This window comes from Frigoribacterium sp. CFBP 8766, from assembly GCF_014841435.1.
Lineage (GTDB): Bacteria > Actinomycetota > Actinomycetes > Actinomycetales > Microbacteriaceae > Frigoribacterium.
Window position 1 is genome coordinate 514,704 of the sequence record NZ_JACYTX010000002.1, and the last position, 15,264, is coordinate 529,967.

The 15,264-nt window shown below is 72.1% G+C and carries 13 protein-coding genes and 1 other RNA gene; 3 read left to right on the forward strand and 11 right to left on the reverse strand.

Translation table 11 applies throughout. The annotated features are described in order from the left end of the window. Positions 1-6: 6 nt before the first annotated feature. The 3 genes from IFT90_RS08230 to IFT90_RS08240 form a co-directional block, all read right to left on the reverse strand. The gene (locus IFT90_RS08230) at positions 7-1,344 is read right to left on the reverse strand and encodes a glutamine synthetase family protein (protein ID WP_123546050.1); all 1,338 of its coding nucleotides are present in this window, start codon (positions 1,342-1,344) and stop codon (positions 7-9) included. 73 nt (positions 1,345-1,417) lie between these two features. Further along, positions 1,418-1,591 (reverse strand): SPOR domain-containing protein, encoded by a 174-nt coding sequence (locus IFT90_RS08235; RefSeq protein WP_123546052.1) that lies wholly within the window; start codon positions 1,589-1,591, stop codon positions 1,418-1,420. A gap of 77 nt (positions 1,592-1,668) precedes the next feature. Further along, the gene (locus tag IFT90_RS08240; protein WP_192041774.1) at positions 1,669-2,736 is read right to left on the reverse strand and encodes a hypothetical protein; all 1,068 of its coding nucleotides are present in this window, start codon (positions 2,734-2,736) and stop codon (positions 1,669-1,671) included. Positions 2,737-2,926: 190 nt separating this feature from the next. Here IFT90_RS08240 and map point away from each other — a divergent pair, with 190 nt between their 5' ends. Together map and ppgK are read left to right on the forward strand one after the other, a co-directional pair. Continuing rightward, positions 2,927-3,790 (forward strand): type I methionyl aminopeptidase, encoded by an 864-nt coding sequence (gene map / locus IFT90_RS08245; protein ID WP_192041775.1) that lies wholly within the window; start codon positions 2,927-2,929, stop codon positions 3,788-3,790. Positions 3,791-3,818: 28 nt separating this feature from the next. Next, positions 3,819-4,580 (forward strand): polyphosphate--glucose phosphotransferase, encoded by a 762-nt coding sequence (ppgK, locus tag IFT90_RS08250; protein WP_192041776.1) that lies wholly within the window; start codon positions 3,819-3,821, stop codon positions 4,578-4,580. A 112-nt stretch (positions 4,581-4,692) separates the two neighbouring features. Here the strand turns inward: ppgK and rnpB are convergent. From rnpB to IFT90_RS08280, 6 genes are all read right to left on the reverse strand, one after another. Continuing rightward, positions 4,693-5,076: RNase P RNA component class A (rnpB, locus tag IFT90_RS08255), an RNA gene on the reverse strand. 50 nt (positions 5,077-5,126) lie between these two features. Next, complete coding sequence (locus tag IFT90_RS08260; protein ID WP_133737593.1) at positions 5,127-5,867, reverse strand: zinc ribbon domain-containing protein; 741 nt, start codon at positions 5,865-5,867, stop codon at positions 5,127-5,129. Between the two features lie 92 nt (positions 5,868-5,959). Continuing rightward, on the reverse strand, positions 5,960-6,775 hold the full coding sequence (locus tag IFT90_RS08265) for a Nif3-like dinuclear metal center hexameric protein (RefSeq protein WP_192041777.1): 816 nt from the start codon (positions 6,773-6,775) through the stop codon (positions 5,960-5,962). A gap of 9 nt (positions 6,776-6,784) precedes the next feature. Next, a complete protein-coding gene (locus tag IFT90_RS08270; RefSeq protein ID WP_192041778.1) occupies positions 6,785-8,122 on the reverse strand; it encodes a hypothetical protein in 1,338 nt (445 codons plus the stop codon). A 125-nt stretch (positions 8,123-8,247) separates the two neighbouring features. Next, positions 8,248-10,026 carry an MDR family MFS transporter gene (locus IFT90_RS08275; protein WP_192041779.1) on the reverse strand — a complete coding sequence of 593 codons (1,779 nt, stop codon included), beginning with the start codon at positions 10,024-10,026 and terminating at the stop codon, positions 8,248-8,250. A 7-nt stretch (positions 10,027-10,033) separates the two neighbouring features. Beyond that, entirely contained in the window at positions 10,034-10,693 is a 660-nt protein-coding gene (locus tag IFT90_RS08280; protein WP_192041780.1) for a TetR/AcrR family transcriptional regulator, read from the reverse strand. A 159-nt stretch (positions 10,694-10,852) separates the two neighbouring features. On the opposite strand from IFT90_RS08280, the gene cls reads away from it, so the two are divergent. Beyond that, on the forward strand, positions 10,853-12,325 hold the full coding sequence (gene cls, locus IFT90_RS08285; RefSeq protein ID WP_133737598.1) for a cardiolipin synthase: 1,473 nt from the start codon (positions 10,853-10,855) through the stop codon (positions 12,323-12,325). A gap of 21 nt (positions 12,326-12,346) precedes the next feature. Here the strand turns inward: cls and IFT90_RS08290 are convergent, their stop codons facing one another. Both IFT90_RS08290 and IFT90_RS08295 read right to left on the reverse strand, forming a co-directional pair. After that, complete coding sequence (locus tag IFT90_RS08290) at positions 12,347-14,002, reverse strand: alpha-amylase family protein (protein ID WP_192041781.1); 1,656 nt, start codon at positions 14,000-14,002, stop codon at positions 12,347-12,349. A 154-nt stretch (positions 14,003-14,156) separates the two neighbouring features. Next, the gene (locus IFT90_RS08295; protein WP_192041782.1) at positions 14,157-15,185 is read right to left on the reverse strand and encodes a nuclease-related domain-containing protein; all 1,029 of its coding nucleotides are present in this window, start codon (positions 15,183-15,185) and stop codon (positions 14,157-14,159) included. Positions 15,186-15,264: the final 79 nt, after the last annotated feature.

Below are 15,264 nucleotides of genomic sequence, written 5' to 3' on the forward strand. Positions count from 1 at the left end.
GGCCCGCTAGAGGATCTCGAGGTTGGAGCGCAGCTCGAACGGCGTCACCTGGGCACGGTAGGACTTCCACTCCTGCCGCTTGTTTAGCAGCACGTAGTTGAAGACCTGCTCGCCGAGCGTCTCGGCGACCAGCTCGCTGTCCTCCATGATCGAGAGGGCGTGGTCGAGGCTGGCGGGCAGCTGCTTGTAGCCGAGGGCGCGACGCTCGGCGTCGCTCATGCCCCAGACGTTGTCCTCGGCCTCGGCGGGGAGCTCGTAGCCCTCCTCGATGCCCTTGAGACCGGCGGCGAGCATGAGCGAGAAGGCGAGGTACGGGTTCGCGGCGGAGTCAATCGCGCGGTACTCGACGCGGCTCGAGTTGCCCTTGTTCGGCTTGTACAGCGGCACGCGGACGAGGGCCGACCGGTTGTTGTGGCCCCAGGTCACGAAGCTGGGCGCCTCGTCGCCGCCCCACAGGCGCTTGTAGCTGTTGACGAACTGGTTCGTGACCGCGGTGATCTCGGGCGCGTGGCGCAGGAGGCCCGCGATGAACTGCCGGCCGATGCGGGAGAGCTGGTACTCGGCACCGGCCTCGTAGAAGGCGTTGCCGTCGCCCTCGAAGAGCGACATGTGCGTGTGCATCCCGGAGCCGGGGTGCTGGCTGAAGGGCTTGGGCATGAACGTGGCGTACACGCCCTGCTCGATCGCCACCTCCTTGATGACGGTGCGGAACGTCATGATGTTGTCCGCGGTCGTCAGGGCGTCGGCGTAGCGCAGGTCGATCTCGTTCTGGCCGGGACCCGCCTCGTGGTGGCTGAACTCGACGGAGATCCCGAGATCCTCGAGCATGCGGACCGAGCGGCGGCGGAAGTCGTGGGCCGTCCCGCCGGGCACGTTGTCGAAGTAGCCGGCGGAGTCGACGGGCTGGGGGCCGTCCGGCCCGCCCTGCGCGTCCTTCAGGAGGTAGAACTCGACCTCGGGGTGCGTGTAGAACGTGAAGCCGCGTTCGCCGGCCCGCGCGAGCGTGCGCTTGAGGACGTTCCGCGGGTCGGCGACGGCCGGCTGCCCGTCGGGCGTCGTGATGTCGCAGAACATGCGCGCGGTCGGGTCGATCTCGCCGCGCCACGGCAGGATCTGGAAGGTGGTCGGGTCGGGCTGCGCGAGCACGTCCGCCTCGTACGACCGGGTGAGGCCCTCGATCGCGGAGCCGTCGAAGCCGATCCCCTCGGCGAACGCGCCCTCGACCTCGGCCGGGGCGATGGCCACGCTCTTCAGGGTGCCGATCACGTCCGTGAACCAGAGCCTGATGAACTTGATGCCGCGCTCTTCGATCGTCCGGAGGACGAAGTCCCTCTGCTTGTCCATCGACAGCCTTTCTGCTCTGCGTCGAGGCTAGTGGACGCGCCCGTCGGCCACGGTCACGCCCGCGCAGGATCCGTCAGTCGTCGGCCGCGTCCTCGGCGTCGAGGCGGGCGTTGCGCTCCTGGATCGTCCTGATCGCGGCTGCAGCCTCCTCGCGCGTCGCGTAGGGCCCGGCGCGGTCGACCGCGGGCGAGACCTTGCCCTCCTCGACCTCGTGCGTGCGGGTGTTGAACCAGAACTCAGTCGTCATGGGGCGAGGGTACCGCGCCCGGGCGAGGCCGTCCCCGGACGAGGTCCGGGCGACGGCGGCCGGGATCCCCGCGTCGGCTACCGGACCGTGACGGTCTTGCAGCCGAGCAGCGGGTTGTTGCCGTCGGGGGTGTTGTAGGCGTAGGCGCAGACGGTGTGCGACCCCACGGCCACCGAGACTTTCGTGGCCCAGCCGTCGACGTCCGGCGATCCCGGGTAGGCACGGAGGACGTCCGCGCGGCTGTGGTCGGGAGACACGGCGGCGAGGAAGCGGCCGTTGTCGTAGAGGTGCACGTCGGTCGGCTGGCCGGACCAGTCGAAGGCCCAGCCGCTCGCGGTGAGCTGCCCGGCCCGGGACGACACGAGCGCGTCGTAGGCGCCGACGGGGTCGCCGACGCCGAGCACCGTCCGGCAGCCGAGGCTCCTCGCCCCGGTGCCCGTTCCGGCGGTCGCGCAGATCTTCCGGTCGCCCTGGGGGATGTCCTCGTAGAGCGACATGTCGAAGCCGGTGGTCATGTACGCGCCGGGGAACGCACGGTTGACGTCGGGACGACTCTGCCCGTCGGACACGACGGAGAGCTCGACGACGGTCCCGCCGGTCTCGTCCGTGACGGTGACGGCCGCGAGGCCGCCGTCGTCCTGGGGGGCCCAGGCCCAACCCCGGACTCGGATGCCCTCCCGGTCACGCGAGACGGCGTCGAGTGCCCCGACGGTGAGGTCCCTCGCGGTCACCTCCTTGGTCGAGGCTGCCAGGCAGCCGATCATCGGGTTCGCCCCGCCGATCGCGTACGCGCAGATGCGGTGGGCTCCGTCAGGGATCCTGAACTCGCCCTCGAAGCCGGTGTCCGCCGGCGCTCCCGGCACGGCGGCCGCGACGTCCGGGCGACTGACCGACGTCCTGAGCTTGCCCGCGTAGACGGAGCCGCCGGCCCGATCGTAGAAGTGGACCTCGGTGGGTCCGGCGACGCCCGACCACGCCCAGCCGGCGACCGAGACGACGTCGCCGCTGACCTCGATGAGGTCGAGGGCGCCCCGGGGAGCCGGGGCTGCCGCGGGGGCCGAGGCCGCGATGACGGCGGGGGCACCGATCACGAGCGCCAGCACGGCTGCGGCGAGGGTGACGATGCGGGCACGGCGCGGGAACACGGTCCTCCTGGGGACGAGAGCGAGAAGTCGATTCCCGTCGGGCACGGGAGTCGATGAACGCTAACCGGCGGGGCTCGCCCGTCGCTCCCCCCTCTTCGGGCACCGGCCAGCGCGTCCGCCAGCGACGACGCCTGCAACGCGTCCGCGCACGGCGCGTCCGGCGGAGCCGCCCTACCCTAAGCTGGACGGCATGCCCCGGGACCTCGACGGATCACTGACCCCGGGCCGGGTCTCGCCACTCCGCCCGGTCCCCTCGTCCATCGCCCGACCCGAGTACGTCGGCAAGGCGGGCCCCGCTCCGTACACAGGCGGCGACGTGTACGACGCCCCGACGATCGAGCTGATCCGCGCGAGCGGCCGGATCGCCTCGCAGGCGATCGACGCCGTCGAGGCCGCGATCCGCCCCGGCGTGACGACGGACGAGCTCGACCGGGTCGCCCACGAGTTCCTCGTGGCCCACGACGCCTACCCGTCGACGCTCGGCTACCGGGGCTTCCCGAAGTCGGTCTGCACGTCGGTGAACGAGGTCATCTGCCACGGCATCCCCGACGACACCGTGCTCGTCGAGGGCGACCTGGTCAACATCGACATCACCGCGTTCAAGGACGGGGTGCACGGCGACCTGAACCGCACGGTGCTCGTCGGGGACGCCGCACAGGAGACGACCGACCTGGTCGACCGCACCCGCGAGGCACTGCGCCGAGGCATCAAGGCGGTGGCCCCCGGTCGCGAGGTCAACGTGATCGGCCGGGCGATCCAGTCGTACGCCGCGCGTTTCGGCTACGGGGTCGTGCGCGACTACACCGGCCACGGCGTCGGACGCGCGTTCCACTCCGGCCTCGTCATCCCCCACTACGACGCCCCGCAGTTCGACGACGTCATGGTGCCGGGGATGGTCTTCACCATCGAGCCCATGCTCACGCTCGGCGGCGTCGAGGCGGACATCTGGGCGGACGGCTGGACCGTCACGACCCGGGACAAGTCGCTCACGGCCCAGTTCGAGCACACCCTCGTCGTCACCGAACGCGGTGCCGACGTCCTCACCCTCAGTTGACGACGAGCACCAGGAAGAAGGACGACCCGTGGCACAGAAGGCAGTCGGCATCGACATCGGCGGCACCGGCATCAAGGGGGCGATCGTCGACGTCGAGTCGGGCGAGCTCCTCACCGACCGCATCAAGAAGCCGACCCCCGAGGGCGGCGAGCCCGACGCCATCGTCGCGGTCGTGAAGCAGATCGTCGACGAGCTGGGACTCGACGACGACGCGATCCCGGTGGGCGTCTGCTTCCCCGCCGCCATCATGGACGGCAAGACCCTCTCGGCCGCGAACGTGTCGAAGAAGTGGATCGGCTTCGAGGCGGAGGCGCTCTTCGAGGAGACGTTGGGCAGGTCGATCCACTTCGTCAACGACGCGGACGCCGCCGGCTACGCCGAGACCCGCTACGGCGCCGCGAAGGACGTGCCCGGTCTCGTGATCATGACGACGCTCGGCACCGGCATCGGCACCGCCCTCATCAACGACGGCGTCCTCATCGTCAACGCCGAGCTCGGCCACCTCGAGATCGGCGGCAAGGACTACGAGACGAAGGCCTCGTACGCCGCCAAGGAGCGCGACGACATCAGCTGGAAGCACTGGGCGAAGCGCCTGCAGAAGTACTACTCGCACCTCGAGGCGCTGCTCTACCCGCGGCGCATCATCGTCGGCGGCGGCGTCTCGAAGCACCACGAGGAGTTCCTGCCGCTGCTCGACCTCCGCGCCGAGATCGTGCCGGCGGTGCTCCGCAACAACGCGGGCATCATGGGCGCAGCTGCCCTCGCCGCGGGCTCCCGCCCGGCTGCCTGAGGCGGCCCGGCGGACCCCGCGGCCGGCACGACGAGAGGGACCCTGGCTCGGGAGGCGCGCCTCCTGGACCAGGGTCCCTCTCGTCGTGTCCCAGCCGCGTGCACGGCTGAGGCGGATGGGCCGGCTGATACGCCGGGTTCTGTCCCGGTGCGCGAGCACCATGGACGGCCATCTCTCTCGGGACTGCGTTGCCGCAGCCCTCTAGCGGTCTACCCGAGGACTCGGCGAGCAGCCTCGGCGTCCTCTGTCTGACCTTGCTCCGGGCGAGGTTTACATAGCCGGTCGGTCACCCGAACCGCTGGTGGTCTCTTACACCGCCGTTTCACCCTTACCCCGGCGCCGCCTCTCGGCGACGACCGTGGCGGTCTTCTCTCTGTTGCACTGTCTCGCGGGTCGCCCCGGGTGGGTGTTGCCCACCGCCCTGCTCTGTGGAGCCCGGACGTTCCTCGGCACCGCAGGGCGGACCCCGCGGTGACGCGACCGTCTTGCCGACCCATCCGCGTCGACCATGCTAGCGGGCGTCACCCGCCCGTCACGACGGGAGGGTCAGATGCCCGACTCGCCCGTGCGCACGAGGATCGCGTCGCTGTCGGGGCAGAGCACGACGTCGTACGCGGAGGCGGACCGCACGGCCGCGAGGTCGCTGCCGGTGAGCGTCACCCCGCTCGCGCTGGAGACCCCGCCGCGGAGGAGCGACGCGCCGACGCCGTAGCGGGCCCGCTGGCGCTCGTACAGGGCGAGCAGCTCGGCGGGGACCTTCTCGGCGATGGCGGCTCGGTCGGCCTCGACCTCGCGCCGCTCGACCTCGAGCCTGCCGAGCCCGGCGTCACGGCCGTCGGCCGCCTCGGCACGACGGGTCTCGATCTGGTCGAGCTCGGACTTCGTCAGCGCGGCGACGGCACCGAGCGACTCGACCCGGTCCATGACCTCGAGCTGCGCGTCCTCCAGGTCGCTCTGACGACGGGCCAGGGCGACGAGCTCGCCCTCGAGCGCCGCGACGTCCTTGACGGACGAGGACGACGCCAGCCGCGTGCGGTCGCGCTCGGCCCGGGCCACCACGACGGCCACGTCGGACTCGATGCGCGTCAGCTCGGTCTGCGCGTCCTCCCAGGCGCCCTGCTCGGACGAGAGGCGGCTGCGGAGGCGGGAAGCGTCGCCGTCGATCGTGGCCAGCACGGCGATCTCGGGCAGGTTCGCCGCGCGGTGGGCGAGCTGCTGGATCGACGTGTCGAGCGCCTGGAGGTCGAGGAGGAGCGCCTGGTCGGCGGGGCTTGCTTGGAGGGCCATGGTGCCTGCTTCGTGGTCGTGGTGCGGCGGTGGTGGTGCGGCGTTCGTGTGGCGGGCCCGACAGGGCCGGGGGCGAGGGAGGGTCGGGTCGGCTACTGCACGACCGTGAAGTCCCAGGGGTCGGTGCGCAGGTCGCTCAGGGTGACCTCGACGTCGTGGAGGGCCTCCCGCAGCTGCGCGGCGGCCGTGTCGAGCCAGAGCCACTCGCTCGCCCAGTGCGAGACGTCGACGAGCGCGGGGCCCCGGCCGAGGAGCATCAGGTCGCGGGCGTCGCTCGCGGGGTGGTGGCGCAGGTCGCTCGTCAGGTAGACGTCGGCCGCCCGGACCAGGGGGTGGTCGAGCAGCGAGTCGCCGGCGCCGGCGCAGAGGGCGACCGTCTCGACGACGCGCTCGGCGTCGCCCGCCACACGGACGCCCGCGGCGGTCGGCGGCAGCAGCTCGCCCAGCTGACGGGCGAACGACACCAGGCTCATCGGGCGCGGCAGGCGGCCCGTGATGCCGAGCCCGGTCGAGCTCGTCGCGCCCTCGGTGATCGGTCGCTGGTCGACGAGGCCGAGCTGGTGGGCGAGGGCACGCGAGGTGCCGGTCTCGACGACGTCGGCGTTCGTGTGGGCGGCGATCAGCGCGCAGCCGGCCCGCACGAGGCGGGAGACGACCGCGCCCTTCGTCGTGTCCTCGGCCATGGTGGTCGCGCCGCGGAACAGGAGCGGGTGGTGGACGAGCAACAGGTCCGCACCGATGTCGACGGCCTCGTCGACGACCTCGAGGACAGGGTCGACCGCGAGGCGGACATGGGTCACGGGCTGGTCGGGATCGCCGACGACGACGCCCGGGGAGTCCCACGACTCGGCGCCCGAGAGGGGCCAGAGGCGTTCGACGACGGCGTTGACGGAGGCGAGGGTGGACACCGCCTCAGCCTAGCGGCGGGAGCTCGACCGGAGACCCGTCGCGAGCACGGCGACCACGAAGGCGGCGGCCGCGGCCACGAGCAGCGCGGCGGCGGCGGCGATGCCGGGCGTCATGCCCGTGAAGCCGACGAGGCGGACGAGCCAGCCCTGCCAGGCCAGCGACGCCGGCGCGGTCACCAGGACGCCGTAGCCGAGCGCGGCGGACACGACGATGCCGGCGACGACGGCGACGGGCCCGCGGGCGGCGACGCGCAGGGCGTCGGCCGGACCGTGCACCACGGCGATCAGCGCGGCGGCCGCACCGAGGCCGCCCGCGACGGGGACGGCCACCGTGGCGAGCACGGCGGAGGCGAGCAGTTCGGGGACGACCAGGGCGAGCACCACGGCAGCGAGGACGACGAGTCCCGCGACGACGAGACCGGCGACGATCGGGAGGCGTGGCGCCTGACCAGCGGACCGCTCGACCACGTGGGCCTCGTCCATCTGGAGGGCCGGCTCGGCGAGGGCCGCAGGCGGAAGGGTCGGCGCAGGTGCGGGAGTCGCTACAGGTGCGGGGGCCGACTCAGAGGCGGGCTCGGACACGCCGCTCGGTGCGCCCGAGGCCTCCGAGGGGGTCGCAGCCGGGCCGGACGACTGCACGTCGGTGGTCGCGTGGGGCGTCTCCTCGGGCTCCTCGTCGACGGCGTCGTCGCCGTGGACCTCGTCGAGGTCGATCGGCAGCCCGACGTCGATGACGCCGGTGAAGCGGAGCCGGGTCCGCTCGAGGGCGTCCGCGGCCTCGTCGGTGCCGACGCGGTCCATCTCGCGAGCCCAGGAGGCGAAGCGAGCGGCCTCGACGCGGCGCGCCTGGAGCTGGGCCTGCACGACCGCCATCAGGTCGACGGTCGCCGTGTCGTCGAGACGACGCTCGACCATCCGCACGAGGACGTCGTCGTCGAGGGTGAGCCGATCGGGCGGCTGCGGCAGCGAGGGGTCGACGTCCGGGGCGAAGACGGGCAGGGTGATGGCCGACGTCTCGACCGAGTGGCGGGCGACGCTGGCCGGTCGCGGCTCCGTCGGGTCGGTGGGCACGACGTCGTCCGTCGTGTCGGCGCGGTGCGAGGGCACCGAGACCGGACGCGGATCGCGGCGGGTGACGAGGACGTCGGACGGTGCTGCGGGGGCCTCGGGTGCGAGGACGGGTGTCACGGGGCGGTGCTCCTGCTCGTGCGTCGCGGGTGCGTGCGACGCGGTGGGGTCGACTGCGGGAGGAGCCGGGACGGCGGTGCGGGCTCCCCGCGGCGAGGGCGGCGCCTCGACGGGGAGCACGTCGACGTCCCACTCCGTCGTGCCGGTGCTCTCGCTCATGGTCGGATCGTACGTCCGCCCGGGGCCCATGCCCGGCGGACTCGCCGGTGCGACCGGGACATCTCCTGGCGTGGGCCCCTCGGGAGGGCGCCTCCCCGGCCTGACGGCCTCCCGCTGCTCAGAGCTCAGGGACGGCGGTCTCCGTCGCGGTCGGCTCCCCCGGCGTCCGTGACCTCGTGGGCACCGCCGTCCGCGGTCCCGCCGGCGGCGCTCCCCCGGGGGTCGTCGCCGACCGCCGTCGACGGCGCTCCCGCCGCGACGGCCGACGCGGTGGCCGCCTCGGCGACCGCGCCCGTCGACCGGCCGCGCGCCTCCTTCTCGAGCTGTTCCGCCTCGTCGCCCGAGACCGCCTCCCCGCGGGCGACCATGCCGGCGACGTCGCTGAGCGCGATCTGGGGCAGGAACAGCGCCAGCACGAAGGCGATCGCGATGAACGGGATGAGGTAGGCGAACACGGGCGCCAGGGCGTCGGCGTAGCCCTCGACGACCTGACGGCGGATCGCCTCGGGCAGCTCGTTCAGGGCTGCCGGGTCGAGCGTCGCCGTGGCCTGGGCGGCGTCGCCGCTCGACGCTCCGGCGCCGGTGAAGACGCTCGTGAGGTTCTCCGTGAGGCGACTCGTGAAGAGGGCGCCGAAGATGGCGACGCCCAGGGCTGCACCCACCTCGCGGAAGTAGTTGTTCGTGCTCGTCGCCGTGCCGACGTTCGCGGCGTCGACGGAGTTCTGCACGACCAGCACCACGACCTGCATGATGAGGCCGAGCCCGGCGCCGAAGACCAACAGGAAGACGCAGATCAGCCAGAGGGGCGTGTCGGCCGTGAGGGTCGTGAAGAGGGCCATCGCCACGCCCGTCAGCAGCGTGCCGACGATGGGGAAGACGCGGTAGCGCCCCGTCTTGGTGATCAGGTTGCCCGACAGGATCGAGGTGCCGATCAGGCCGGCCATCATCGGCAGGAGCAACAGCCCGGACACGGCCGCGGAGGCGCCCGACGACATCTGCAGGAACGTCGGGACGAACGCGATCGCCGAGAACATGCCGATGCCGAGCACGAAGCCGACGGCCGTCGCCAGGACGAACACGCGGTTGCGGAAGAAGGACAACGGGATGATCGGGTCCTCGGCGCGTGACTCGACGAGCACGAACGCGCTGACGGCGACGAGCACGCCCGCGCCCCACAGCCACGTCTCGGGTGCGCCCCAGCCGTGGTCGGCCTGGCCGCCGAACTCCGTGAAGAAGACGAGGCACGTCGTGGCGGCCGAGAGCAGCACGACGCCCAGCCAGTCGACGCGCTTCGTGGCCTTCTTGCTCGGCAGGGTCAGCGCCATCCAGGCGATGACGAAGGCGGCGATGCCGACGGGCACGTTGATGTAGAACGCCCACTGCCAGGTGAGGTGGTCGACGAAGAAGCCGCCGAGCAGGGGGCCGCCGATGGCCGACAGGCCGAACACGGCGCCGAGGGGGCCGAGGTACTTGCCTCGCTCCGAGGCAGGCACGATGTCGGCGATGATCGCCTGCGACAGGATCATCAGGCCGCCGCCGCCGAGGCCCTGGATCGCCCGGAAGACGACGAACGCCCAGAAGTCCGTCGCGAACGCGCAGCCGATGCTCGCGAGCGTGAAGATCGCGATCGCCGCCAGGAAGAGGTTCCGTCGACCGAGCACGTCGCCGAACTTGCCGTAGATCGGCATGACGATCGTGGTCGCGAGCAGGTAGGCCGTGGTGATCCAGGCCTGGTGCTCGACGCCGCCCAGCTCGCCGACGATCGTCGGCATGGCGGTCGAGACGATGGTCTGGTCGAGGCTCGAGAGGAGCATGCCCGAGATGAGGGCGCCGAAGATGATCCAGATCCGCCTCTGGGTGAGGAGGAACGGCGCGTCGGCCGTCTTCGCGGTGGTGGTGGTCATGGTCGAGTCAGCGTGCTTCCTGGTCGAGGGGCGGTGCGGCGGAGAACAGCGCGCGGGCGAGGGCGAGCTGGTCACGGAGGACGTGGTCGAAGCGGAGGCCCGGCGGGCCCTCGTCGAAGAAGAAGCGGGTCATGGCGCGCTGCACCAGCGCACCGGCGACCGCCACGACGACGCCGATGCGCGGGTCGTCGGCGGGGACGCCTTCGTGCGACGCCACGGCGGCCGCGACGCGACGCTGCTGCTCGTCGCCCTGCGTCAGCATCGCCTGCAGCAGCCGTGGCTCGCGGTCGAGCGCCGCCTTGAACTCGGCGGCCCGCTCGCGGGTGAGGCCGACGTGCTCGACACGCTGGACGACGAGCGCCGCGAGGTCGTCCAGAGTCGTCGAGAGGACGGGGAGGCGCGGGTCGCGTCGCGAGGACGCGTAGCCCTCGAGCGCCTCGTCCTCGTCGTCGTCCAGCCCCACGCCGACGACCACGTCGTCCTTGGACGCGAAGTGGTTGAAGAACGTGCGCCGGGAGATGCCGACCTCGTCGCAGAGCTGCTCGAGGGTGAAGCCGGCCAGCCCGTGCTCGGCGGTGAGCCGGCGGGCCGCGCCCACGAGCTCGGAGCGGGTCCGCTGGCGGCGGATCGCGGCCTTGCTGACGGGCGGGACGGTCTCGGTGCTCACGGGGCGCCTCCTCTCGGTCGTCGCTGCGCGGTGCGGCGACGTCGCCGGAGGGCGGGTGCCCACCGGAGATGATTGCACTCTGCGGTCAATAGTGCAATGTGCATGTCCTGCGGGCGAACGGCAACGACGAGCCGGCCCCGGGGCTGACAAGATCGACGCATGACGTGGCGCAGGATCTTCAAGCACTTCCCGACGGTGATCTTGGTCGTCGACATCCTCATCCGGATCGTGGCCGTGGTGGCCGTGCCCCGCAACCGGCGCCCGAGCTCGGCGATGGCCTGGCTGCTGGCGATCTTCGTGTCGCCGATCCCCGGCAGCGTGCTCTTCGGCCTGCTCGGCAGCTCGAAGCTGCCGCAGGACCGCCGCGACAAGCAGCGCGAGATCAACGACCGCATCCTCGACGCGACCAAGGGCATCGACGACGTGCACGCGGTGACGGACCCTCGCCCCCCGTGGTTCGGCACGGTCGTGACCCTCAACCGCACGCTCGGGGCCATGCCGCTGCTGCCCGGCAACACGGCGACCCTGCTGCCCGACTACGCCGAGTCGATCGCGGCCATGGCCGCCGCCGTCGACGAGGCCGAGCGGTACGTGCACGTCGAGTTCTACATCCTCACCCGTGACGAGTCGACCTTCCTCTTCTTCGAGGCGCTCGAGCGGGCGCACGCACGAGGCGTCGCCGTCCGGGTGCTCTACGACCACTGGGCGACGATGCGGAACCCGCAGGGCCGGGTCACCCGGCAGTGGCTGCGCGACTCGGGCATCCGGTTCGAGGAGATGCTGCCCTTCCGCCCGTTCCAGGGCGCCTGGCGCCGACCCGACCTGCGGAACCACCGCAAGATCGTCGTGATCGACGGCGACGTCGCCTTCACGGGGTCGCAGAACATGACGGACCCCAGCTACAACAAGCGAGGCAACATCAAGCGCGGGCTGCAGTGGAAGGACCTCATGGTGCGGCTCGAGGGCCCCGCCGCCGTCGGCCTCAACGCCCTCTTCATCACCGACTGGTACAGCGAGACCGACGAGCTGCCCACCGACGCCGAGGCCGAGCCCCTGATCGAGCAGCGGCAGGGGCCCGACAGCCTCGAGTGCCAGGTCGTGCCGAGCGGCCCGGGCTTCGACGGCGAGAACAACCTGCGCCTGTTCAACGCACTCGTCTACGGCGCACAGGAGAGGCTGATCATCGCGAGCCCCTACTTCGTGCCCGACGACTCGATGCTCTACGCGATCACGACGGCTGCCGAGCGCGGCGTCGAGGTCCAGCTCTTCGCGTGCGAGGTGGCCGACCAGTTCATGGTCTACCACGCCCAGCGCTCGTACTACGAGACGCTGTTGCGGGCCGGTGTCCGCATCTTCCTCTACGAGCGCCCGATCGTGCTGCACTCGAAGCACTTCACGGTCGACGACACCGTCGCCGTGATCGGCTCGAGCAACATGGACATGCGCTCGTTCAGCCTCAACTTCGAGGTGTCGCTGATGGTGCACGGCAAGTCGTTCGTCGACGAGGTCCGCCTCATCGAGGACGACTACCGCCGCAAGTCGCGCGAGATCACCCTCGAGGGCTGGCTGTCCCGCCCCGCGGGCCTGCAGGTGCTCGACAACGTGGCACGGCTGACCGCGTCGGTCCAGTAGGCCCGACGCGGCAGGCCGACGTCAGAGGAGGCGCTTCTCCCCCGGGCGCACCACGCGCAGCCAGCGGTGACCGTAGCCCTCCAGCTCGATCTCGACGCCGCCGTCGTCGAGGGGCCGGGCCGCACCGTCGCCGGCCAGGACGTCCACCACCTGCCACTCGTCGGTCGCGCCCTCGAGCTCGACGCGGAACGACCGGCCGTCCGGGGCGAAGTTGTGCGCCGCGACGAGCAGCCCTAGCTCGCTGTCCACGCTGTGGGCGAGCACGCAGGCGTGCGGTTGACGGAGGACGGACAGCTCTCCCCAGCCGATCTCGGGCGCCGCCCGGTAGGCGCGGGTCAGCTGCGACACGAAGGCGAGCAGCGAGTCGGGGTCGTGCCGCTGCTGGGAGACGTTGACGTGCTCCGGAGCGTTGCCGCCCGTGACCACCGCCGACACGAGGTCGTCGGGCGCGGCTGCCGAGAAGCCGCCGTTCGCCTCCGCCGTCCACTGCATGGGGGTGCGGACGGCGCCGCGGCTGCCCTCGACGCGGGAGTCCTCGCCCATGCCGATCTCCTCGCCGTAGTAGAGCACCGGCGAGCCGGGCAGCGAGAACAGGAGGCTGTAGACCATGCGGACGCGCCGGGGGTCGCCCTCCAGCATCGGCGGCAGGCGGCGGGTGATGCCGCGGCCGTGGATGCGCTGGCCCTCCTCCGGCGCGAACGCCGCGAAGACCTCGCCCCGCTCGGACTCGCTCAGCTGGTCGAGGGTGAGCTCGTCGTGGTTGCGGACGAAGTTGCCCCACTGGTTGCCGCGGGCCAGGGCAGGTCGAGCCTCGAGCGCCTCCCGCAGCGGGGTCGCGTCCTGTCGTGCGAGCGACAGGTACAGCGCCTGGTTGCCGACGAAGTCGAACTGCATGGTGAGCTCGTCGCCGTCCTCGCCGCCGAAGAACGCGAGCTGCTCGTCGTAGGGCAGGTTGACCTCGCCGAGCAGCACGCCGTGCCCGCTGCGTCGGGACACGAAGCGCCGCAGCGTGCGCAGGAAGTCGTGCTCGGGGCCGTCGTCGCCCTCGATCAGGTGCGGCACGGCGTCGACCCGGAACCCGTCGATGCCGAGCTGCAGCCAGAAGCCGATCACCTTGGCGATCTCCTCGCGGACCACCGGGTCGTCGGTGGCGAGGTCCGGCTGGTGGCGGTAGAAGGAGTGCTTGTAGAACTGGCCCGCCTCGTCGTCGTAGCGCCAGACACCGTCCTCGACGTCGGGGAACATGCTCTCCGGGGCGTCCTCGGGGACGTCGTCGCGCCACTGGTAGAACCGGCGGTACCGGTTCTCGGGGCTGCTGCGCGCCTCCCGGAACCAGGGGTGCTGGTCGGACGTGTGGTTGACCACCAGGTCGACGATGACCCGCATGCCCCGGTCGTGGGCGGTGCGCACGACCTCGACGAGGTCGCCGAGGTGGCCGTAGCGGGGGTCGACCCCGTAGTAGTCCTCGATGTCGTAGCCGTTGTCGCGCTGGGGCGACGGGTAGAACGGCGCCAGCCACAGGCAGGTGACGCCGAGCTCGGCCAGGTGGTCGAGCCGGTGCGCCAGGCCATCGAGGTCCCCGACGCCGTCGTCGTCCCGGTCGAGGTACGTCTCGACGTCGAGGTTGTAGAAGACCGCGGTCTTCCACCACAGGTCGCTCGTGTCGGTCAGCCTCATCGGCGCGTCTCCCGTCGTCCTCGCGCCGGTCAGGCGCCGAGGGGGTCGACGGTAGGGGCCCGCACGCGGTCGCCGCCTGGCAGGACGCCCCGAGGAGGCCGAGGATCGACCTGCTCCGTGCAGTGGCTGCAGGAGGCGCGGCGACCGAAGGGCGCTACGCCTGCGTCGGCGAGGACTCCGCGTCGTCGGGCTGGCCTGCCGGGCCGGCCGTCGCCGCCGTCGCCGCCGCCGCGCGGTCGAGCGGCTTGCCGAAGGAGGTCACCTCGGCCCCGAGACCGGCGAAGAGCGCCGACAGCTCGTCGATGCGGGGGCTGTCGGGGCCGGGTCGACGGCGTCGGACGAGCTCCTCGAGGTGGGCGCGGAGCTGGGCCTGGCTGGCGATGACGACGGTGCTCACGCCCTCGTCGTCGGCCCGGGGGTCGGCGTGGACGTCGGCGTCGGGGTGCGAGTACAGCACCGCGGTGTCGAACCACGGCTTGCGGTGGGTCTCGGCACGGACGAGGTCGGAGATGCGCTGCGCCTGGCGCCGGACCTGCTTGCGGGGGGCGTGGCCCTGGTCGTGCGTGCGCAGCTCGAGCGAGGTGAGCGAGTCGCGCTTGACCTGGACCGCGAAGGGCGGCTCCAGCTCGAGGTCGCCGAGGAGCGTCGCGAACGACGAGCCGGCGTCCCGGGGGTGCACGCCGTCGAGCACGACGCCCTTCCACCCCTTGTTCTCGATCACGAGGGCGACCGTCGGCAGCAGGAGGACGTGGTCGACCTGCGCGACGAAGCGCCGGGTCCGCGTCGCGTCGACGGGCACGAAGACGAGGTTCGTCACGAGGGCGCCGTCGAGGCCGAGGTCGGTGACCGCGTCGAGCACCATGCGGCGGGAGGTCTCCTCCCACTTCGCCCCGGCGGCGACCAGGGCGCGGCTCTGCTGTGCGGACGTCTCGGCGTCGACGCGACGCGCCTCGACCTGCTCGAGCTCACGGGCGTGGGACTCGGCGGCGTCGCGGGCCGCGCGCTCGCGCTCGGCCGTGGCCTCGTCGAGCGCCTTCCGGTGCGCGTCCTCGCGGGTCCGCAGCGCCTCCTGCGCCGCCGTGGCCCGTCGACGCAGCAGCACCACGAGCACGATCAGCACGATGAGGAGGACGGCGGCGACCGCCCAGGGCAGGTACGTGGTCAGCTCGCTCGCGTCAGGCATGCGCCCAGCAGACCACGGGTGGCGTCAGGGGCGCAGGAGGCGCACCGCGCCCGGACGAGGCGGTCGCGGCCGAGCCTGG